The sequence below is a fragment of the Streptomyces sp. NPDC102279 genome, from assembly GCF_044766365.1.
In the GTDB taxonomy this organism is placed as follows: Bacteria; Actinomycetota; Actinomycetes; order Streptomycetales; family Streptomycetaceae; genus Streptomyces.
The window spans coordinates 12,475-32,979 of record NZ_JBIWLU010000008.1; the positions used below are offsets into that span (position 1 = coordinate 12,475).

Below are 20,505 nucleotides of genomic sequence, written 5' to 3' on the forward strand. Positions count from 1 at the left end.
TCAGGATCCTCAAGCCGTTGGTCGCCGCGGTCGTCATGTCAGGACCCTCTTCCCCCGCGGCTTCCCCCGGCGGGCCGTGCGCCTGCGGGTGTCGCGGTTGGCGGCGGTCGGTGAGGGCGTGGTGCCCGCGGGCAGGTCCTGGCCGGGGTCCGTGGTCCCGTCCCGGAGGGCGTCGTTCGCCTTCAGATCCTTGACCGGGTCCTTGGAGACGTCCGGGGAGTCGATCGAGCCGTCGCGCTCGATCTTCGGCAGGCTCTTCTGCGGGCTGGACAGGAGGGCCTTCTTCTTGTCGATGTCGCCGTCCGCGGAGACACCGTAGAGGGCGTTGTAGATCTTGCGCACGGCCTCACCGGACGCTCCCGAGCCCGTACCGGCCTGGGAGATCGTCATGATGATCGTGTAGTCCTTGGAGTACGTGGCGAGCCAGGACGTCGTCTGCTTGCCGTAGACCTCGGCGGTACCGGTCTTGGCGTGCAGCGGGATCTTGTCCTGGGGCCAGCCGCCGAACTTCCAGGCGGCGGTTCCGCGGGTGACGACGCCCGCGAAGGCATCGTTTATCCCCCTGAGCGTCGCCTGGTCGACCGGCAGCTTGCCGTTCTTCTTCGGCTTGATCTCCTGGACGGTCTTGCCGTCGGGGCTGACGAGGGCCTTGCCGATGGTCGGGGCGTACAGGGTGCCGCCGTTGGAGACCGCGGAGTAGATGGCCGCCTCCTGGATCGGGGTGACGAGGGTGTCACCCTGACCGATGGAGTAGTTGATCGAGTCGCCCTCGCGCATCCGGTTGCCTTCGAGGCAGTTCTCGTACGCGATCTGCTCGACGTAACTGCCGCCCTTCTTGCCGGTCTTGCACCAGACGGCCTTGTTGGCCTTCCAGTAGTCCGCCTTCCACTTGCGGTCGGGGACGCGGCCGGTGACCTCGTTGGGGAGGTCGATGCCGGTCTCCTTGCCGAGACCGAACTGGTGGGCGGCCTTGTAGAAGTAGTCCTTGGGGGTCTTCTTCGGGCTGATGCCCCCGTCCCGCTTCCACTCGCTGTCGGAGAGGCCGTAGAAGACGGTGTCGCAGGAGACCTCGAGCGCCCGGCCGAGCGAGATGGGACCGAAGCTCTCCCCCTCGAAGTTCTTGAAGACCTGGCTGCCGACCGAGTAGGAACTCGTGCACGGGTAGTGCCCGTCGAAGGCGTACCCGGCCTCGACCGCGGCGGCCGTGGAGATGACCTTGAACGTCGAGCCGGGCGCGGACTGGCCCTGGATCGCCCGGTTCAGCAGCGGGTAGTTGGACTTCTTGCCGGTGAGCGCGGTGTAGTCCTTGCCCGAGATGCCGCCGACCCAGGCGTTCGGGTCGTACGACGGGTTGGACGCCATGGCGACGACGCGGCCGGTCTTGGCCTCCATCACCACGACGGCCCCGGAGTCGGCCTTGTAGTTCTCGCCGGTGATCTTGTCGAACTGGGTGCGGGCGACCTTCATGGCGTCGTTCAGCTCGTACTCCGCGACCCGCTGGACCCGGGAGTCGATGCTGGTGACGAGGTTCTCGCCGGGCTCGGCCTTGTCGCTCTTGGCCTGGCCGATGACGCGGCCGAGGTTGTCGACCTCGTAGCGGGTGACGCCTGCCTTGCCGCGCAGTTCCTTGTCGTACTCGCGCTCCAGGCCCGACCGTCCGACCTGGTCGGAACGCAGGTACGGGGAGTCGGTGTCCTTGGCCTTGGTGATCTCGTCGTCGGTGACGGGCGAGAGGTAGCCGAGCACCTGGGCGGTGTTGGCCTGTCCGGGGGCGGCGTAGCGGCGGACGGCCTCGGGTTCGGCGCTGATGCCGGGGAAGTCCTCGGAGCGCTCGCGGATCTGGAGGGCCTGCTTGGCGGTCGCCTCGTCGGTGATGGGGATGGGCTGGTAGGGCGAGCCGTTCCAGCAGGGCTGCGGCGTCTTGGCGTCGCAGAGGCGGACCTTCTCCATGACGTCCTTGGGCTTCATGCCCAGGACCCCGGCGAGCTTGGTGAGGACGGCCTGGCCGTCGTCCCGCATCTTCAGCAGGTCGGTGCGCGAGGCGGAGACCACGAGCCGGGTCTCGTTGTCGGCGATCGGCACGCCCCGCGCGTCGAGGATCGAGCCGCGCACGGCGGGCTGGACGACCTGCTGGACGTGGTTGCCGGAGGCTTCCTTGGCGTATTCGTCGCCGTTGCGGATCTGGAGGTACCAGAGGCGGCCGCCCAGGGTGCCGAGGAGGGAGAGTACGAGAATCTGGATGACGACGAGCCGGATCTGGACCCGTGGGGTCCGGCCGGTCTCCGGGATGTTGGTCACTGCTTGTGCCTCCCCCTCTCAGTGTGTGTACGTGACATACGAGTACACGGCGAACCTGTGCGCGGCGAGCCTGTCGTCGGCCAAGTTCCGTGATCCGTGCGGCGCTTGGGACGACGGCCGGACGGATCTCCTCGGTGTCCTCACAGGCGCTTCACCCCCTTGATACGTCCCGCGCGGGCGACCCGCGCCTTGGCCGCCTTCACGCGCAGTCCGCTGCGCTGGCTGCCGATGCGCAGCCCGGTGCCGGAGGACAGCCAGCCCGTCGAGACGTCCGTGGCCTTGGCCGCCGAGCCGCCCTCGGAGAGTGGGTCGTTCTCGGCGCGCCGGGCGAGTGCCATGACCACGGGGACGACGAACGGCGCGAGCAGCAGGTCGTAGAGGGCGGCGGTGAACAGCAGGCTGGTGAGCCCGACATGGCGGGCGGCGGTGTCGCCGACGAGGGCGCCGACTCCCGCGTAGAGCAGGGTGGAGCCGATCGCGGCGACGACGACCACGGCCATCGGGCCGGTGGCCGACTTGAGCCGGCCGTTCTCCGGCTTGACCAGGCCGGCGCAGTAGCCGATGACGCACAGGACCAGCGCGTAGCGCCCGGCGGCGTGGTCGGCGGGCGGGACGACGTCGGACAGCAGGCCGGCGCCGAAGCCGATGAGCGCGCCGCCGACGTGGCCGTAGACCATGGCGAGGGCGATCACGGTCAGCAGCACCAGGTCCGGGACGGCGCCCGGGAGATGGAGACGGGCAAGAACGCTCACCTGGATCACCAGGGCGACGACCACCAGGGTGACGGAGAGCAGCATCCTGTTGAAACGCATGGGATTCGGCTCCTCCTGCTACTGCTGCTGGCCGTCGACGGGGGCGCTCGCCGAGGGGGTGACCGTGACGGTCACCGTCGGCGTGGGCGTGGGTTTCGGTTTCGGGGGCAGCACGGCGTCGCGCGGGTCGCTCTTCGGGGCGGTCACGACGACCCCGAGGATGTCGAGCTTGGTGAACGAGACGAACGGCTTGACGTAGACCGTGCGGGTCAGGCCGCCGCCGGAGGGGTCAACCCGGGAGACGGTGCCGACGGGCACGCCGGGTACGAACGGCTTGTCGGCCTGCGAGCCGAAGGTGATCAGCCGGTCGCCCTTCTTGATCTTCGCCTTGGCGTTGAGGAGTTCGACGCGCAGCGGGCTGTCGCCCTGTCCCGAGGCGAAGCCGAGTTCGTCGCTCGACTCCATGCGCGTGCCGACGGTGAAGTCGGGGTCGTTGGCCAGCAGGACCGTGGCGGTGTCCGGGCCGACGGTGGTGACGCGGCCGACGAGTCCGTCGCCGTTCAGGACGGTCATGTCACGCTTGATGCCGTCGTGGGCGCCGACGTCGATGGTGACGGTCCAGGAGAAACCCTGGGCCGCTCCTATGGCGATCACCTCGGCGCCCTTGATCCCGTACTGGCCCTCGCCGGCCACCTTGATCATCTTGTTGAGCTGCTTGAGGCGGCTGCGGTTGCGGTCGTCGCTGCCGAGCTTCGCCTTCAACGCCGCGTTGTCGTGCTCCAGTTGGGCGACGCGGTTGTGGCGGTCGCCCGAGTCGCGGACCGCGGCGACGGCGTTGCCGACGGGGTCGACCGCGGACGACACCCCGTTCTCGATCGGGCCGAAGACCGTCGCGGCGGCCTGGCGGGCACCGTCGACCGGTGAGTCCTGTCCGCCGCGGATGTCCACCGTGATCAGTGCGAACGCGATGGCGATCAGCAGCACCAGGAGCAGCCGGCTCTCTCGTGTGTCCCTCACGTGCGGCGGCCGTGCCTTCCTCGTCGAAATGGGTCAACAGGGGCGCACCCCGGGCGAGAAGCCTGCCCGTGGGTGCGGTGAGGCTGGGGTGATGGGGTGGCGGACGGGGTGAGTGTTATGGGAGAGGTTATGTCTCTATGTCGCAGGAGTTTATGCCTCCACACCAATGATCCGCCGTACGAGAAGAGATCATCTCGTACGGCGGAATCGAAGTGTTACCTCATCTGCGCGGCTGGGCGTCCAGAACCTGCTGGAGCGCCTCGAATTCCTCGACGCACTTCCCGGCGCCGAGCGCCACGCTGTCGAGCGGGTCCTCGGCGATGTGGATCGGCATGCCGGTCTCGCGGCGCAGTCGCTCGTCCAGGCCGCGCAGCAGGGCTCCGCCGCCGGTCAGAACGATTCCGCGGTCCATCACGTCACCGGAGAGCTCCGGCGGGCACTTGTCGAGGGTCGTCTTCACGGCGTCGATGATCGCGTTGACCGGTTCTTCGATGGCCTTGCGTACTTCGGCCGCGGAGATGACGACGGTCTTGGGCAGCCCGGAAACGAGGTCCCGGCCGCGGATTTCGGTGTGTTCGTCATTGTCGAGGTCGTACGCCGAACCGATCGTGATCTTGATCTGTTCGGCCGTCCGCTCACCGAGAAGGAGGGAGTACTCCTTCTTGATGTGCTGGATGATCGCGTTGTCCAGTTCGTCGCCCGCGACGCGGATGGACTGGGCGGTGACGATGCCGCCGAGCGAGATGACCGCGACCTCCGTGGTGCCGCCGCCGATGTCCACCACCATGTTGCCCGTGGCCTCGTGGACCGGCAGGCCGGAGCCGATGGCCGCGGCCATGGGCTCCTCGATGATGTGCACCTGACGGGCCCCGGCCTGGGACGACGCCTCGATGACGGCACGGCGCTCGACGCCTGTGATGCCGGAGGGCACGCAGACGACGACACGGGGGCGGGCGAGGTAGCGCCGCTTGTGGATCTTCAGGATGAAGTAGCGGAGCATGCGCTCGGTGATCTCGAAGTCGGCGATGACACCGTCCCTCAGCGGACGCACGGCAACGATGTTGCCGGGGGTCCGCCCGATCATCTTCTTCGCTTCCGAGCCGACCGCGAGGATGCCACCGGTGTTGGTGTTGATCGCGACGACGGACGGCTCGTTGAGTACGATCCCGCGACCCCTGACGTACACCAGCGTGTTGGCGGTCCCGAGGTCGACAGCCATGTCACGGCCGATGAACGACATTGAGTTCCCCATCAGGATTCGTCTGGCCTTCCCAAGTGGAGCTTTGACGGCTTTTTAGGACGGCGAGGTGGGTGCAGTGACGTGAAGGCTTCCATCGTAGACGCGCCTGCCCGAACACTGCGCGAGGGTCTTCGCCATTGTCAGCAGATGACGAGCCGCCTCGCTTGTGGAGACGGGCCATCAGGGGCACGCGTTCCCCCGATCGGCACGCATATGCCACGGGACGGCCGGAAATTCCACGGCCGCCCCAGGTCAGGCAGTCCGAGAGCGGCTGACGCCCTCTCAGAAAAATTCTCGAAAATTTGCCACGCGACGCGCTCGGGAGATCCACCGGACGGCGGACGCGACCCTCCGTACGCGGAGCGCGGCGTCGCCGCGACGCTCAGCCGCGGCCGGGGAAGAAGATCTTCACCTCGCGCTCGGCGGACTCCTCGGAGTCGGAGGCGTGGATCAGGTTCTCGCGGACGATCACGCCGAAGTCACCGCGGATGGAACCGGGGGCGGCGGCGATCGGGTCGGTGGGACCGGCGAGGGCGCGCACGCCCTCGATGACCCGCTCGCCCTCGACGATCAGCGCCACGACGGGGCCGGACGCCATGAACTGCACCAGCGGCTCGTAGAAGGGCTTGCCCTTGTGCTCGCCGTAGTGCTGCTCCAGCGTCTCCTGGTCCAGGGTCCGCAGCTCCAGCGCGGTGATCTGCCAGCCGGCCTTCCGCTCGATACGGCTGATGATCTCGCCGGTCAGGCCGCGACGGACGGCGTCGGGCTTGAGCAGGACGAGGGTGCGCTGGCTCACTGGGTGGCTCCTTCAGGTCACAAATGTGCGGGTGACCGAGGCTACAGGGCGTGTCGGGGGCGCTGTCACGCAGCGTCAGGTGATACCGGCACGCGCCACCCTCCCGTCCCACGACCGGCCTACGCCGGTGTGTCGCCGCCCCCTCCGGACGGGACTACGCCGGCGTTCCGCCCGCCTCCGCCTGGGCCTGCGACTGGGACGGGGTCCGCTCCCCCGCAGACTCGGCCTGGGCGGCGAACCGCGCCTTGGCCTCGTCGATCTTCCGCCCGTAGTGGACGGACGCCCACCACAGGGCGGCGAAGATCGCGCCCAGGACGAACATCGACGGGACGAAGAAGCCCCCGGCGATCAGCAGGATCTGCAGCGCCCAGCCGAGCTGGACACCGCCGGGCCGCGTGATCATGCCGCACAACAGCACGCTCAGCGCCATCAGGATCCCGCAGACCGTCCAGACCGTGGCCGTGGACAGATCGGGTTCCTTCATGGCGACGAGCCCGGCGAAACCGATGACGAAGAACTCGCCGATCAGCGTGGAAGCACAGAGCGTACGCACGACAGTCAGCCCCTCCCCAGGAGCAGTCGGGCCTCGCCGACCGTGATGACGGATCCGGTGACCAGCACGCCGCCGCCCGCGTACTCGCCCTCTTCCTCGGCGAGCGTGATCGCGGCCTCCAGCGCGTCGTCGAGCCGCGGCTCGACCTGCACCCGGTCGTCGCCGAAGACCTCGACGGCGATCCCGGCCAGCTCGTCCGCGTCCATCGCGCGGTGGCTGGAGTTCTGCGTGACGACGACCTCGGCGAAGATCGGCTCGAAGGCCTCCAGCAGCTCCCGTACGTTCTTGTCGCCGCTCGCGCCGACGACCCCGATGAGCCTGCTGAAGTCGAACACCTCGCTCACCGCCTCGGCGGTGGCCCGGGCGCCGGCCGGGTTGTGCGCGGCGTCGAGCACCACGGTCGGCGACCGGCGGACGATCTCCAGCCGTCCCGGCGAGGTGACGGAGGCGAACGCCTTGCGCACGGTGTCGATGTCCAGCCGCTCGGCGTGCGCCGAGCCGACGCCGAAGAACGCCTCGACCGCGGCGAGCGCCACGGCCGCGTTGTGCGCCTGGTAGCCGCCGTGCAGCGGCAGGAACACCTCTTCGTACTCCCCGCCGAGACCGCGCAGCGTCAGGAGCTGTCCGCCGACCGCGACGTGGCGTGCGACGACGCCGAACTCCAGGCCCTCGCGGGCCACGGTCGCGTTGACCTCGACGGCCTTCTTCAGCAGCACCTGGGCCGCGTCGACCGGCTGCTGGGCCAGGATCACGGTGGAGTCCTGCTTGACGATCCCGGCCTTCTCGACGGCGATCTCACCGGGCGTCTCGCCGAGCCGGTCGGTGTGGTCGAGGTCGATGGGGGTCACGACGGCGACGTCGCCGTCGATCACGTTCGTGGCGTCCCAGCTGCCGCCCATGCCGACCTCGACGACGGCGACGTCCACGGGCGCGTCGGCGAAGGCCGCGTAGGCCATGCCGGTCAGCACCTCGAAGAAGGACAGCCGGTACTCCTGCTGACCGTCGACCATCTCGATGTACGGCTTGATGTCGTTGTACGTCTCGATGAACCGCTCGGCGGAGATCGGCGCCCCGTCCAGGCTGATCCGCTCGGTGACCGACTGGACGTGCGGGCTGGTGTAGCGCCCGGTGCGCAGGTCGAAGGAGCTCAGCAGCGCCTCGATCATGCGGGCCGTGGACGTCTTGCCGTTCGTGCCCGTGATGTGGATCGAGGGGTACGCGCGCTGCGGCTCGCCGAGGACGTCCATCAGGGCGGCGATCCGGTCGACGGAGGGCTCCAGCTTGGTCTCGCCCCAGCGGCCGGCCAGTTCCGTCTCGACCTCGCGCAACGCCTTGTCGACCTCGGGGTCGATGGGGCGGGCGGGCACATCGGCCTGCCGGTCGTCGTGGCCCTGGGTACGCAGGGTGCGGCTGCCTGCCGCGATCACCGCGAGATCGGGGTCTCGGTCGGTCTCGGCCTCGACGATCTCCTCGAAGAGACCGAGCGGATCACGCTCCGGGTCGTCGGACGCGCTGCTGTCGTGCGGGGGGAGGTCGCTCACGGGGCCAGTCTACGGAGAGGGCGGGGTGTGCGGGCGTGTGGGGGTTTGCGCCCCCTGCGCTCCTGCCCGACGCGGGGCGCCGGAGGGGCTGAACCTCTTGGCCCGTCCGGCGATTGGGGACAAGGCCGTTCAGGCCGAAGCCGGGTCGTGGGGCGGCGCCCTGGGCAGGGGACGGGCAGGGGCGGAGGGGGCCAGGAAGGCTGGCCCCGCACGGCGAAGGCCCCCGGGACCGAGTGGTCCGGGGGCCTTCGTCTGCGCGGGGCCGAGTGACTACGCCTGGGGCAGGCGCGTCAGCTGGTCCTGGATGCGGGCGATGTCCTCGTCCGCCTTGGCCAGGCGCGTGCGGATCTTGTCCACCACCTGATCGGGGGCCTTCGCCAGGAACGCCTCGTTGCCGAGCTTGGCGTTCGCCTGGGCCTTCTCCTTCTCGGCGGCGGCGAGGTCCTTGGCGAGCCGCTTGCGCTCGGCGGCGACGTCGATCGTGCCCGACAGGTCGAGCGCGACCGTGGCCCCGGCCACCGGCAGGGTCGCGGTGGCCGCGAAGCTGTCACCCTCCGGCTGGAGACGCAGCAACTGGCGGATGGCCGCCTCGTGGGGGGCCAGCGCCGTCCCGTCGAGGGCCAGCCGGGCCGGGACCCGCTGACCGGGCTGGAGGCCCTGGTCGTTGCGGAAGCGGCGGACCTCGGTGATCACCGACTGGAGGGACTCGATCTCCCGCTCGGCGGCGGGGTCGCGGAAGCCGCTGTCCTTGGGCCACTCGGCGATGACGACGGACTCGCCACCCGTGAGGGTCGTCCAGAGCGTGTCCGTGACGAACGGGACGATCGGATGGAGCAGCCGCAGTGTGACGTCGAGGACCTCTCCGAGGACCCGGCCGGAGACCTTCGCCGGCTCGCCGCCCGCCATGAACGTCGTCTTGGACAGCTCGACGTACCAGTCGAAGACCTCGTCCCAGGCGAAGTGGAACAGGGCGTCCGACAGCTTGGCGAACTGGAAGTCGTCGTAGAGGGCGTCCACTTCGGCGACCGTGGCGTTCAGCCGGGACAGGATCCAGCGGTCGGTGGCCGACAGCTCCTCGGCGGGCGGGAGTTCGCCCTCGACCGTCGCGCCGTTCATCAGCGCGAAGCGGGTGGCGTTCCAGATCTTGTTCGCGAAGTTGCGCGAGCCCTGGACCCAGTCCTCGCCGATCGGCACGTCGACGCCGGGGTTGGCACCGCGCGCGAGCGTGAAACGGAGGGCGTCGCTGCCGTACTTGTCCATCCAGTCCAGCGGGTTGACCGCGTTCCCGAAGGACTTGGACATCTTCTTGCCGAACTGGTCGCGGACCATGCCGTGCAGGGCGATGGTGTGGAACGGCGGGGTGCCGTCCATCGCGTACAGGCCGAACATCATCATCCGGGCGACCCAGAAGAAGAGGATGTCGTAGCCGGTGACGAGGACGGAGTTCGGGTAGAACTTCGCGAGGCTCTCGGTCTGTTCGGGCCAGCCGAGCGTGGAGAACGGCCACAGGCCGGAGGAGAACCAGGTGTCGAGGACGTCGGTGTCCTGGTGCCAGCCCTCGCCCGTGGGGGCCTCGTCGTCCGGGCCGACGCAGACGATCTCGCCGCCCGGCCCGTACCAGACCGGAATGCGGTGGCCCCACCACAACTGCCGCGAGATGCACCAGTCGTGGAGGTTGTCGACCCAGTCGAAGTAGCGCTTCTCCATCTCCTGCGGGTGGATCTTGACCTTGCCGTCGCGGACCGCGTCGCCGGCGGCCTTCGCGAGCGGGCCGACCTTGACCCACCACTGCATGGACAGGCGCGGCTCGATGGTGGTCTTGCAGCGCGAGCAGTGGCCGACCGAGTGGAGGTAGGGCCGCTTCTCGGCGACGATCCGGCCGTCGGCGCGCAGGGCGGCGACGATGGCGGAGCGGGCCTCCAGACGGTCCAGGCCCTGGAAGGGACCGGGGACCGTGATGACGGCGTGCTCGTCCATGACGGCGATGTTGGGCAGGTCGTGGCGCTGCCCGATCTCGAAGTCGTTCGGGTCGTGGGCGGGCGTCACCTTGACGGCGCCGGTGCCGAACTCGGGGTCGACGTGCTCGTCCGCGACGACCGGGATGAACCGTTCGGTCAGCGGGAGGCGGATGAGCTTGCCGACGAGGTGCCTGTACCGCTCGTCGTCGGGGTGGACGGCGACGGCGGTGTCACCGAGCATCGTCTCGGCACGGGTGGTGGCGACGACGATGGCGTCGTCCCCGTCCCCGTACTTCATGGAGACCAGCTCGCCGTCGTCGTCCTGGTACTCGACCTCGATGTCCGAGATGGCGGTCAGACAGCGGGGGCACCAGTTGATGATGCGCTCGGCGCGGTAGATCAGCTCGTCGTCGTAGAGCTTCTTGAAGATGGTCTGGACGGACTGGGAGAGGCCCTCGTCCATGGTGAAGCGCTCACGCGACCAGGCGACGCCGTCGCCGAGGCGGCGCATCTGCCCGGAGATCTGCCCGCCGGACTCGGCCTTCCACTGCCAGACACGCTCGACGAACGCCTCCCGGCCGAGGTCGTGCCGGGACTTGCCCTCCTTGCCGAGCTCCCGCTCGACGACGTTCTGCGTGGCGATGCCGGCGTGGTCCATGCCGGGCTGCCACAGCGTCTCGAAGCCCTGCATGCGCTTCCGGCGGGTGAGGGCGTCGATGAGGGTGTGCTCGAAGGCGTGGCCGAGGTGGAGGGAGCCCGTGACGTTCGGCGGCGGGATGACGACCGTGAACGGCGGCTTGTCGCTCTTGGCGTCCGCCTCGAAGTAACCCCGTTCTACCCAGCGCTCGTAGAGCGGCCCCTCTACATCGGCCGGCGCGTACTGGGTCGGCAGTTCGGAGGTGGGCGCTGCTTGCGGCTGCTGAGAGTTCTCGGTCACGGGGTCAGTTTAGGGGCGTCACACCCGTGTCCCGAAACGGGATTACTTCGTAACGGTGCGGCCCCCGGAGACCTGGCCCCTCGCCCTGTGCGCCAGGATGTCAGGAACACATAAGCATCTGGAGGGGAACCCAGAAATGAGCTACAACCAGCCGGGCCCGTACGGCGGGCAGCCCCAGCAGCCCGGACCGTACGGTCAGCCGGGCGGCGGGCAGCCCCCACAGCCGGGGCCCTACGGTCAGCCGGGCCCCTACGGTCAGCCGCCGCAGCAGGCTCCGCAGCCGGGCTACGGGTACCCGCAGCAGGCCCCCCCGGCGCAGCCTGGTTACGGCTACCCGCAGCAGGCCCCGCAGCCCGGCCAGCCGCAGACCCCTCCGTACGGCCAGCAGCCCCCGTACGGCCAGCCCCCGTACAACTCCGCCCCGATGCCGCCGGTGCCGTCCGGCGGCAAGAAGAAGACGGGCCTGATCATCGGCGGCGTCGCCGTGGTCGCGGCGATAGCCGTGGGCGTGTACTTCGCGATCGGCGGGGGTGGCGGCGGTGCGAACGTCGCGGACGACGGCCCGCACAAGCTGACGACGCCGGCGACGGTCCTCGGCGGTGAGTACAAGAAGTCCAGCGACGCCGACAGCGGCGGCTTCGACGCGAACGACGTCAAGGACGCCGAGAAGCACGGCGTGAAGAACGCCCAGGACGTGCACGCCGGATACCAGTCCGGGGACAAGAACAACCCGCTGGCGCTGAAGATGATCAACTTCATGGGTGTGTACGGCGACATCGACGACCCCGAGGCGGTCGTCGACGGCATGTTCACCGAGATGAAGAAGGGCGCCACCAAGGACGGTGACGGCGAGGTCGTCGGCAGCCCGAAGGCGTACACGCCGAGCGGTCTCGACGGCGCGGTGCTCAAGTGCCAGGAGACCAAGGTCAAGGACACCGACACGTCCGGATCCGGTCCGAGCGAGATCCACATGCCGGTGTGCATCTGGGGCGACCACAGCACCCTCGGCGTCATCATCGATGTCGACCTGGCCGCCGCCATGACGGGCAAGAGCCCCGATCTGAGTGAGGCGGCCGACCTCACCGCCAAGTTCCGCAAGGACGTCCGCGTCAAGGCCTAGCGGTTCGCCGCGCATGAGGAGGGGCGCGGCCGGGCGGCCGCGCCCCTCCGTGCGTATCCGCTACGCGCTCAGGCCCCCTGACAGGCGGTGTTCGCTCAAGAGAAAGGGGCGCCCGGCGGAATTCCGCCGGGCGCCCCTTCTGCGTCAGGTGTCGCGTTACGCCGTCTTCTGCTCGCCCGGCCCGCCGCGGCGGGCGTCCCTCGGGATCAGGGTCGGGTTGACGTTCGACAGGACGACGTCGGCGGTGATGACGACGCGGGCGACGTCCTTGCGGGACGGGACCTCGTACATCACGGCCTGGAGGACTTCCTCCATGATCGCGCGCAGGCCTCGCGCGCCGGTCTGGCGGAGGATGGCCTGGTCGGCGATGGCCTCCAGTGCCTCACGCTCGAAGTCCAGCTCCACGCCGTCGAGTTCGAAGAGGCGCTGGTACTGCTTGACCAGCGCGTTGCGCGGCTCGACCAGGATCTGCAGCAGGGCCTCGCGGTCCAGGTTGTGGACCGAGGTGATCACCGGGAGACGCCCGATGAACTCGGGGATCATGCCGAACTTGACCAGGTCCTCCGGCATGACGTCCTCGAACTGGTCCTTGGACTCCAGCTCCCGCTTCGAGCGGATCGTCGCGCCGAAGCCGATGCCCTTGGCGCCCGCCCGGGACTCGATGAGCTTCTCCAGGCCCGCGAAGGCTCCGCCCACGATGAACAGGACGTTCGTCGTGTCGATCTGGATGAACTCCTGGTGCGGGTGCTTGCGGCCGCCCTGCGGCGGGACCGAGGCCGTCGTGCCCTCGAGGATCTTGAGCAGGGCCTGCTGGACACCCTCGCCGGACACGTCACGCGTGATCGACGGGTTCTCGCTCTTGCGGGCCACCTTGTCGATCTCGTCGATGTAGATGATCCCGGTCTCGGCCTTCTTGACGTCGTAGTCGGCGGCCTGGATGAGCTTCAGCAGGATGTTCTCGACGTCCTCGCCGACGTATCCCGCCTCCGTCAGCGCCGTCGCGTCCGCGATGGCGAACGGAACGTTCAGCATGCGCGCGAGGGTCTGGGCGAGGAGCGTCTTGCCGGAACCCGTGGGGCCCAGCAGAAGGATGTTGGACTTCGCCAACTCGATGGCGTCCTCGCGGTTCTGGCCCGCGCTGTTCTCGCCGGCCTGGACGCGCTTGTAGTGGTTGTACACCGCGACGGAGAGCGCCTTCTTGGCGGACTCCTGCCCGACCACGTAGCCCTCGAGGAACTCGTAGATCTCGCGGGGCTTGGGGAGTTCCTCCCAGCGCACCTCGCTCGTCTCCGCGAGTTCTTCCTCGATGATCTCGTTGCAGAGATCGATGCACTCGTCGCAGATGTACACACCGGGGCCTGCGATGAGCTTCTTGACCTGCTTCTGGCTCTTGCCACAGAACGAGCACTTGAGCAGATCGCCGCCGTCACCGATGCGTGCCACGGTGTGCTTCCCCTTCGCCTGGGAGTCGCCTGGATCCAGCGGCTCCTGGTGCTGCCTTATGTCCGACGGTACCTTGCCGAGCCCCTCGTTCGGGCCCCCCTCGGCGCGGTTCACTTCGCAGCGAACCGCGCCAGGGAACGGCAGACGATACAGCGGTACGTCAGACAACCGCCGAGTTGTTCATCTTCCGGGTGGAGATGATCTGGTCGATCAGGCCGTACGCGAGCGCGTCCTCAGCCGTGAGGATCTTGTCCCGCTCGATGTCCTCGCGGATCTTCTCGATCGGCGTGGTCGAGTGCCTGGCCAGCATGTCTTCCAGCTGCGAACGCATCCGGAGGATCTCCTTGGCGGCGATCTCGAGGTCCGAGACCTGTCCGCGGCCGGTCTCGCTGTAGGGCTGGTGGATCAGCACGCGGGCGTTCGGGAGCGCCATGCGCTTGCCCGGGGTGCCGGCGGCCAGCAGGATCGCGGCGGCCGAGGCGGCCTGACCCATGCAGACCGTCTGGACGTCCGGCTTCACGAACTGCATCGTGTCGTAGATGGCCGTGAGGGCCGTGAACGAGCCACCGGGGCTGTTGATGTAGACCGAGATGTCACGGTCGGGGTCCATCGACTCCAGGCACAGCAGCTGCGCCATGACGTCGTTGGCTGAGGCGTCGTCGATCTGCACGCCGAGGAAGATCACGCGCTCCTCGAACAGCTTCGCGTACGGGTCGTACTCACGCACGCCCTGCGAGGTGCGCTCGACGAAGCGCGGGATGACGTAGCGGGACTCCGCACGAGGACCGGTGTACTCGGCCTCAGTGCGGGCGAAGAGGCCGCTGCCGGGGAAGTCGTTCACTGTGTCTCCTGAAAAGCCTGAAAAGGGCTGAGCGGTCGGCTGGGGGCCGCGCCGGGGCCCTGTGTCACCCGGGGGCGACGAGGGGCCCTGCGCCGCCTCCGGGGGCGCTGGAGGGGCTTACGCCGCCCCGGTGCCGCCGCCGCCCGGCATTCCGGCAGCGGTGGGCATGATGTCGTCGATGAGGCCGTACTGCTTGGCCTCGATCGGGTCGAACCAGCGGTCGCGGTCCGAGTCACGAGTGATCTGCTCGACGGTCTGACCGGTGTGGAAGGAGGTCAGCTCCGCCATCCGCTTCTTGGTGTGCAGCAGCCGCTCGGCGTGGATCTTGATGTCCGAGGCCGAGCCCGCGAGACCCGCGGACGGCTGGTGGATCAGGATCTCGGCGTTCGGCAGGGCGAAGCGCTTGCCGGGCGTACCCGCGCTGAGCAGGAACTGGCCCATCGAGGCCGCCATGCCCATCGCGATCGTCACCACGTCGTTCTTGATGTACTGCATGGTGTCGTAGATCGCCATGCCGGCCGTGATCGATCCGCCGGGGCTGTTGATGTAGAGGTAGATGTCCTTGTCCGGGTCGGAGGCAAGGAGCAGCAGCTGCGCCGTGATCTTGTTGGCGATGTCATCGTCGACCGCCTGGCCGAGGAAGATGATCCGCTCGCCGAGCAGTCGGTTGTAGACCTGGTCGCCGAGGCCACCACCGATGGGGTCGCCGGCAGCTGTGGGCATCAGATTCGTCACGTATCCACCTGCTCGTCTTACGACGGCGCCGGGCCGTCTCACGTCTTCTGCTGGGGGCGTGGGACCCCGGTGCTATACACCGCTCGGGGCGGCTTCGGGGACTCCCCTGCCCTCGTATTCATGGACCCTAACGCGCGGGTCCCTCCGGGGAATCCCGCAGAGGGAACTGTTCGCTGTGAGCGCATGCGCTGCGCTGCCCTGACCGGGGTTTTGGTCCCGCCTCCGGAGGGGCTGCGGGAGCCCGTGGGGCCCTCGAACGGCCGCACTGTCCACTGCGTCCGGGCCGCGGGGCGGGGGCGGCACGGCGGGGTTGCGCGCGGTTCCGGGCACCCCTGGGTACGCCGATGGGCCCCGGCGACGAAAGCGTCTCCGGGGCCCATCGGCGTTCAGGCGTACAAGATGAGGTGATCAGGCCTCGGGCTTGTCCTCGGCCTCGGTGGTGGCCTCGTCCTCGGTGCCGGCCTCGACGGTCTCGGCCGTCTCGTCCTCGTCGTCGTCCAGGTCGACGACCTCACCGTTGGTGTCCTTGACCGTGGCGGCCTCGACGACGACCGCGAGGGCCTTGCCGCGGGCGACCTCGCCGACGAGCATCGGGACCTGACCGCCCTCGACGACGGCCTGCGCGAACTGGTCGGGGGACATGCCGGAGGACTGCGCGCGCCGCATGAGGTGCTCGGTGAGCTCCTCCTGGTTGACGTTCAGCTTCTCCTTGTTGACGAGCTCGTCGAGGACGAACTGCGTCTTGATGCCCTTGACCGCGGCTTCCTTGGTCTCGGCGTCGAACTCTTCCTCGGTCTTGCCCTGGATCTCCAGGTACTTCGCGAGGTCGAGGCCCATCTGGCCGAGCTGGTGGTGCTCGAGGTTGTGCTTGCGGGTGTTGATCTCGTCCGCGAGCAGCTTCTCGGGGACGGGCACCTCGACGAGCTCGAGCAGCTTCTCCAGGACGCGCTCCTGGGCCTGCGTGGCCTGGTCGTACTGCTTCATGTTCTCGAGGCGCTTGCGGCTGTCGGCCTTCAGCTCGTCGAGGGTGTCGAACTCGGAGGCGAGCTGCGCGAACTCGTCGTCCAGCTCGGGCAGTTCACGGGCGGCGACCTGGGTGACCTTGACGGTGACCTCGGCCTCCTTGCCCGTGGCGGAGCCGCCCTTGAGCTCGGAGGCGAAGGTGGTCTCGCCACCGGCCTCCAGGCCCTTCACGGCCTCGTCGATGCCGTCGAGCAGCTCGCCCGAGCCGATGGTGTACGAGACGCCGCTGGCGACGCCGTCCTCGAGGACCTCGCCGTCGACCTTGGCCTCCAGGTCGAGGGTGACGACGTCGTCGTCCTGGGCGGCGCGCTCGACCGGGGAGGTCGAGGCGAAGCGCTCACGCAGGTCGGACACGGCCTTCTCGACGTCCTCGTCGCTGACCTCGACCGCGTCGACCTCGACCTCGATGCCCGAGTAGTCCGGGATCTCGATAGCGGGACGGATGTCGACCTCGGCGGTGAAGTTCAGCGTCTCGCCGTCCTTCAGCTCGGTGATGTCGACCTCGGGCTGGCCGAGGACGTTCAGCTCAGCCTCGTTGACCGCTTCGGTGTAGAACTTCGGGAGCGCGTCGTTGACGGCCTCTTCGAGCACGGCGCCGCGACCGAACCGCTGGTCGATGATGCGCGCCGGGATCTTGCCCTTCCGGAACCCCTTCACCGTGACCTGCTGGTTGATCTTCTTGTACGCCGCGTCGAGGCTGTCCTTGAGCTCCTCGAAGGGCACCTCGACAGTGAGCCGAACCCGAGTCGGGTTCAGGGTCTCCACGGCGCTCTTCACGGTTCGGTCTCCTTGTGGCTGACTTCTTGGGGGGTTCTGCTGCGTGCTTCTGCCGGTCGGGCACGTGCCCGGGGCGGATGCGCGGCCCTTGAGAGACGTAACAGTGCAGACATACGGGCACGCAGTTTGCATACTAGCCGCAGGCGGTACACGCCCCAAAAGGCGATCTTGCCGAGGCAGGGCCCCGGCTGTTCTGCCGGTGGTCGGGGTGGCGGGATTTGAACCCACGGCCTTCCGCTCCCAAAGCGGACGCGCTACCAAGCTGCGCCACACCCCGTCGGTGCGACACGTAGGGTACATGCCCGCAAGCGGTGCGGCTGCCGCATTTCGCGGGGCCGACACGGCGGATGACGCGGACGGAATCGGGGTGTGCGCCGAGGGGGGCCGACCCGCTACGATGCATCCAGTGCCGCGGTCGCTGACCTGCGGCGCACCCTGTGCGGGCGTAGCTCAATGGTAGAGCCCTAGTCTTCCAAACTAGCTACGCGGGTTCGATTCCCGTCGCCCGCTCCATATGACGTAGGGCCAGGCCAGAGGTTCGTTCCTCTGCCTGGCCCTCGGTCGTTCCCGGGGCTTTGCGTGTGCCGGTCGGCCGCCGCCGCTCCCCGCGTCCCGCCCGTCGAGGCCCCGAGGGCCGCATCAGGGGTGACCCGCTCGCAGGGATCCCCGGATGCCGACGCCGAGGCGACCCCCGTCGCAGGTGTCCGCGGAAGGTTCGGTGGCCGGCGGCCTCAGAAACTGATCGAGTTGATCGTCTCCGCTATCGAGTTGAGGAACCGGTTGATGGACGGGGCCATGCCGGTCGACGCGAGGAAGAAGCCGAAGAGCACCGCGACGATGGCAGGTCCCGCCTTGATCGATCCTCCTCGGATCAGTACCACGAGGATGATCGCCAACAGCAGCACCACTGACAGCGAAATGGCCACAACTGATCACACCCTACGGTCGGTCCCGCACTCCCGGCCCGGAGGTGCAGCCCCGCACACCCCCGCCAGAACCATCGTGCCACCAACGAGCCGTTCGTATGCGGCAGGTGACGCATCGTTGGCCAAGGACAGACCCAAGAGCTGACCAAGGACCCACCGGTTCACGGCGGCGCGCGCCCGTCCGCGCCCTCACGCCGGGAGCCGACTCCGAAGCCTCGTACGGCAATTCGACCGCGGCTCTCACAGTCAATTAATAGAGGTCGTTGCCATGTCCACACACCCTGTTCGCAGGTAATTCGAATTGTTGCCACAGGCACACCACGGGTGCCCGAGACGGGTAACTAAAGCCTAATGAACCGGACATAAGACCAGAGTCGCCCGCGGGCGTTATGCACTATTTAGTCAGGATGAAGCGGGACAGAACACCCCTTCCTGGCAAGGGAATCGGCATACGCGATCTTGTACGAATCGACAGGCACACATCTTCAAATCCGGGGTAGACGCAGGCGATAGCAGGAATGAGATCGAAGGTTTTACGAGAACACACAGAGAACGCTAGGGTGCCTCAGATGTCCCACCACGCCACGTCTCCCGTATGCGCAGCGAGGCTCAGGACCGCCCCCGGAAGTTCGTGGCGGGAGGGCCTGTGACCAACACACTCCGACCCCAGGGCCGCACCGGGTCGCCACTCCCTCCGGCGGTGCAACCGAAGGACGGGGTGCCGAGCCCGCGCTGGCCCCAGCCGCCCCCCGCGGCAGCCCCCGCGACCGCGGGCCCCGCACCGGGCGGCAAGTCCGGCAAGAGCCGCGACGCCTTCTTCGACAACGCCAAGTACCTGGCGATCGTGCTCGTGGCCATGGGCCACACCTGGGAGCCGCTCAAGGGACAGAGCCGCACGGTCGACGCGCTCTATGTCATCGTCTACGGCTTCCACATGCCGGCCTTCATCATCATCTCCGGCTACTTCTCGCGGAACTTCGACATGCGCCCCGACCGCCTGAAGCGGCTCGTCACCGGCGTCGTCGTCCCCTACGTCCTCTTCGAGACCGCGTACTCGGTGTTCGACCGCTATGTCGGAGGCAACGCGGACCAGACGATCAGTCTGCTCGATCCCTGGTATCTCACCTGGTTCCTGATCGCGCTGTTCATCTGGCGGCTGACGGCCCCGCTGTGGAAGCTGGTCCGCTGGCCCGTGCCGCTGGCGCTGGGCCTCTCCGCGCTCGCGTGCGTCTCGCCGGAGATCGGCAACGACCTCGACCTCCAACGGGTCCTGCAGTTCCTGCCGTTCTTCGTGCTCGGCCTGGTCATGAAGCCCGAGCACTTCCAGATGGTGCGCCGCCGCGAGGTGCGCGTCCTGTCGGTGCCCGTCGTCGCCGTCGCCCTGGCCGTGGGCTACTGGGCGGCGCCGCGCATGAACGACTCCTGGTTCTACCACCGCGACGCGGCGCAGGAACTCGGTGCTCCGTGGTGGGCGGGTGTGGTCATGACGCTGGCGCTCTTCGGCTGCTCGCTCCTGCTCACCGCGTGCTTCTTCGCCTGGGTCCCCGGGCGTCAGTACTGGTTCACGGCGCTCGGCGCCGGCACGCTGTACGGCTACCTGCTACACGGGTTCGTGGTCCGCGCCTCCCGGCAGTGGAACTGGCTCGACCACAGCTGGGTGCAGACCCCCGTCGGCGAGATCTTCGTGACGGTCGTCGCGGCGGCGTTGATCACCGTGCTGTGCACCCGGCCCGTCCAGCGGATGTTCCGCTTCGCGATGGAGCCGGAGATGGCGTGGGCCTTCAAGCAGGACGCGGCGGAACTGGCCCGGGAGCGGGCCAAGGCCAACGCCTAGGGAGACGGCGCACGACCGGCCGGCGGGAACCGACCCGCCACTGCGCGGCCGGTCGGCGAGGGACATGACGGAGGGCGGGCCCGGGAGAGATCCCGGGCCCGCCCTCGTGCGTGGGCGCGGGTGTGCTCTCCGGACAGCGGCACGAAGCGGCCGGGTGGCGGCGCGGGTACGGCCGTTCAGGCGGGCGGGAGTCCCAGCAGGGAGCGCATCGCCGCGTACTTCTTCGTCAGGCGGGCCCGGGTGTGCTCGTCGAGGACCGCGAGGCGGACCGGGTCCGCGTTGTGCGCCAGGTCGGAAGCCTTGACCAGGAGGGCGCCGCGGGTGGTGCGGATGCGGCGCGCGTAGGCCTCCGCGGACTCGCCGTCCTGTTTGGTGAGCGCCAGCACGATGTCCTTCGTACGAGGGGTCAGCGCGGCTTCGGTCAGCCACTCCTCGGAGAGGGCGTCGTCCTCGACGGCGTCGTGCAGCCAGGCCGCCGCTATCTGGTCTTCGTCGCCGCCGCGTTCGCGGACGCCGTCCGCCACCGCCTGGAGGTGCTCGGCGTACGGGCGGCCGGCCTTGTCGGTCTGGGCGGCGTGCGCCGTGCGGGCGAGCGCCTCGACTTCGGCGAGGGTCAGGAGAGGTTGCGTCACGGGTTCAGTGTCCCCTCGGAACACGCCGCTGCCGCCTTCTTGCCGAAAAACCCTGACGTCCGGGGCCTGCCGTCCCGACCGG

The 20,505-nt window shown here is 68.6% G+C and carries 16 protein-coding genes and 2 tRNA genes; 3 read left to right on the plus strand and 15 right to left on the minus strand.

Features of this window, described 5'->3' with window-relative positions:
* Positions 1-33: 33 nt before the first annotated feature.
* The 8 genes from mrdA to ACIRQH_RS21300 form a co-directional block, all read right to left on the minus strand.
* Positions 34-2,298, minus strand: a complete 2,265-nt coding sequence (mrdA, locus tag ACIRQH_RS21265) for a penicillin-binding protein 2 (RefSeq protein WP_358819296.1) — start codon at positions 2,296-2,298, stop codon at positions 34-36.
* Positions 2,299-2,438: 140 nt separating this feature from the next.
* Positions 2,439-3,110, minus strand: coding sequence for a rod shape-determining protein MreD (mreD, locus tag ACIRQH_RS21270; RefSeq protein WP_358819297.1), 672 nt, complete (start codon positions 3,108-3,110; stop codon positions 2,439-2,441).
* A gap of 18 nt (positions 3,111-3,128) precedes the next feature.
* Positions 3,129-4,067, minus strand: coding sequence for a rod shape-determining protein MreC (gene mreC / locus ACIRQH_RS21275; RefSeq protein WP_358819298.1), 939 nt, complete (start codon positions 4,065-4,067; stop codon positions 3,129-3,131).
* A gap of 220 nt (positions 4,068-4,287) precedes the next feature.
* On the minus strand, positions 4,288-5,307 hold the full coding sequence (locus ACIRQH_RS21280) for a rod shape-determining protein (protein WP_168528104.1): 1,020 nt from the start codon (positions 5,305-5,307) through the stop codon (positions 4,288-4,290).
* Positions 5,308-5,689: 382 nt separating this feature from the next.
* Positions 5,690-6,103, minus strand: a complete 414-nt coding sequence (gene ndk, locus ACIRQH_RS21285; RefSeq protein ID WP_358819299.1) for a nucleoside-diphosphate kinase — start codon at positions 6,101-6,103, stop codon at positions 5,690-5,692.
* Positions 6,104-6,257: 154 nt separating this feature from the next.
* Positions 6,258-6,656 carry a DUF4233 domain-containing protein gene (locus ACIRQH_RS21290; protein WP_358819300.1) on the minus strand — a complete coding sequence of 133 codons (399 nt, stop codon included), beginning with the start codon at positions 6,654-6,656 and terminating at the stop codon, positions 6,258-6,260.
* 5 nt (positions 6,657-6,661) lie between these two features.
* On the minus strand, positions 6,662-8,197 hold the full coding sequence (locus tag ACIRQH_RS21295; RefSeq protein ID WP_404226804.1) for a bifunctional folylpolyglutamate synthase/dihydrofolate synthase: 1,536 nt from the start codon (positions 8,195-8,197) through the stop codon (positions 6,662-6,664).
* Positions 8,198-8,467: 270 nt separating this feature from the next.
* Positions 8,468-11,092 (minus strand): valine--tRNA ligase, encoded by a 2,625-nt coding sequence (locus ACIRQH_RS21300; RefSeq protein ID WP_358819302.1) that lies wholly within the window; start codon positions 11,090-11,092, stop codon positions 8,468-8,470.
* Positions 11,093-11,228: 136 nt separating this feature from the next.
* On the opposite strand from ACIRQH_RS21300, the gene ACIRQH_RS21305 reads away from it, so the two are divergent.
* Entirely contained in the window at positions 11,229-12,212 is a 984-nt protein-coding gene (locus ACIRQH_RS21305) for a hypothetical protein (protein WP_358819303.1), read from the plus strand.
* A gap of 156 nt (positions 12,213-12,368) precedes the next feature.
* On the opposite strand, the gene clpX is transcribed toward ACIRQH_RS21305, so the two are convergent.
* The 5 genes from clpX to ACIRQH_RS21330 all read right to left on the minus strand — a co-directional run bounded on the left by clpX (position 12,369) and on the right by ACIRQH_RS21330 (position 17,308).
* Positions 12,369-13,655, minus strand: coding sequence for an ATP-dependent Clp protease ATP-binding subunit ClpX (gene clpX / locus ACIRQH_RS21310; RefSeq protein ID WP_081221566.1), 1,287 nt, complete (start codon positions 13,653-13,655; stop codon positions 12,369-12,371).
* A gap of 160 nt (positions 13,656-13,815) precedes the next feature.
* Positions 13,816-14,496 carry an ATP-dependent Clp protease proteolytic subunit gene (locus ACIRQH_RS21315; RefSeq protein ID WP_355863422.1) on the minus strand — a complete coding sequence of 227 codons (681 nt, stop codon included), beginning with the start codon at positions 14,494-14,496 and terminating at the stop codon, positions 13,816-13,818.
* Positions 14,497-14,613: 117 nt separating this feature from the next.
* Positions 14,614-15,219 (minus strand): ATP-dependent Clp protease proteolytic subunit, encoded by a 606-nt coding sequence (locus tag ACIRQH_RS21320; RefSeq protein ID WP_261708795.1) that lies wholly within the window; start codon positions 15,217-15,219, stop codon positions 14,614-14,616.
* Between the two features lie 420 nt (positions 15,220-15,639).
* Complete coding sequence (tig, locus tag ACIRQH_RS21325) at positions 15,640-17,031, minus strand: trigger factor (protein WP_358819304.1); 1,392 nt, start codon at positions 17,029-17,031, stop codon at positions 15,640-15,642.
* Between the two features lie 200 nt (positions 17,032-17,231).
* A tRNA-Pro gene (locus ACIRQH_RS21330) sits at positions 17,232-17,308 on the minus strand.
* Between the two features lie 162 nt (positions 17,309-17,470).
* On the opposite strand from ACIRQH_RS21330, the gene ACIRQH_RS21335 reads away from it, so the two are divergent.
* Positions 17,471-17,544: transfer RNA gene (locus ACIRQH_RS21335), tRNA-Gly, on the plus strand.
* Between the two features lie 218 nt (positions 17,545-17,762).
* Here ACIRQH_RS21335 and ACIRQH_RS21340 read toward each other — a convergent pair.
* Positions 17,763-17,957: a hypothetical protein gene (locus ACIRQH_RS21340; protein ID WP_016435177.1), complete on the minus strand. Its 195-nt coding sequence runs from the start codon at positions 17,955-17,957 to the stop codon at positions 17,763-17,765.
* Positions 17,958-18,603: 646 nt separating this feature from the next.
* On the opposite strand from ACIRQH_RS21340, the gene ACIRQH_RS21345 reads away from it, so the two are divergent.
* Positions 18,604-19,791: an acyltransferase family protein gene (locus tag ACIRQH_RS21345; RefSeq protein WP_358819321.1), complete on the plus strand. Its 1,188-nt coding sequence runs from the start codon at positions 18,604-18,606 to the stop codon at positions 19,789-19,791.
* A gap of 176 nt (positions 19,792-19,967) precedes the next feature.
* Here the strand turns inward: ACIRQH_RS21345 and ACIRQH_RS21350 are convergent, their stop codons facing one another.
* The gene (locus ACIRQH_RS21350; RefSeq protein ID WP_164369325.1) at positions 19,968-20,423 is read right to left on the minus strand and encodes an HD domain-containing protein; all 456 of its coding nucleotides are present in this window, start codon (positions 20,421-20,423) and stop codon (positions 19,968-19,970) included.
* Positions 20,424-20,505: the final 82 nt, after the last annotated feature.

Bases quoted from the DNA above. Each gene is read 5' to 3' on its own strand.
- mreD (WP_358819297.1), bottom strand. From the start codon at position 3,110: ATGCGTTTCAACAGGATGCTGCTCTCCGTCACCCTGGTGGTCGTCGCC.
- ACIRQH_RS21280 (WP_168528104.1), bottom strand. From the start codon at position 5,307: ATGTCGTTCATCGGCCGTGACATGGCTGTCGACCTCGGGACCGCCAAC.
- ACIRQH_RS21305 (WP_358819303.1), top strand. From the start codon at position 11,229: ATGAGCTACAACCAGCCGGGCCCGTACGGCGGGCAGCCCCAGCAGCCC.
- ACIRQH_RS21320 (WP_261708795.1), bottom strand. From the start codon at position 15,219: ATGCCCACAGCTGCCGGCGACCCCATCGGTGGTGGCCTCGGCGACCAG.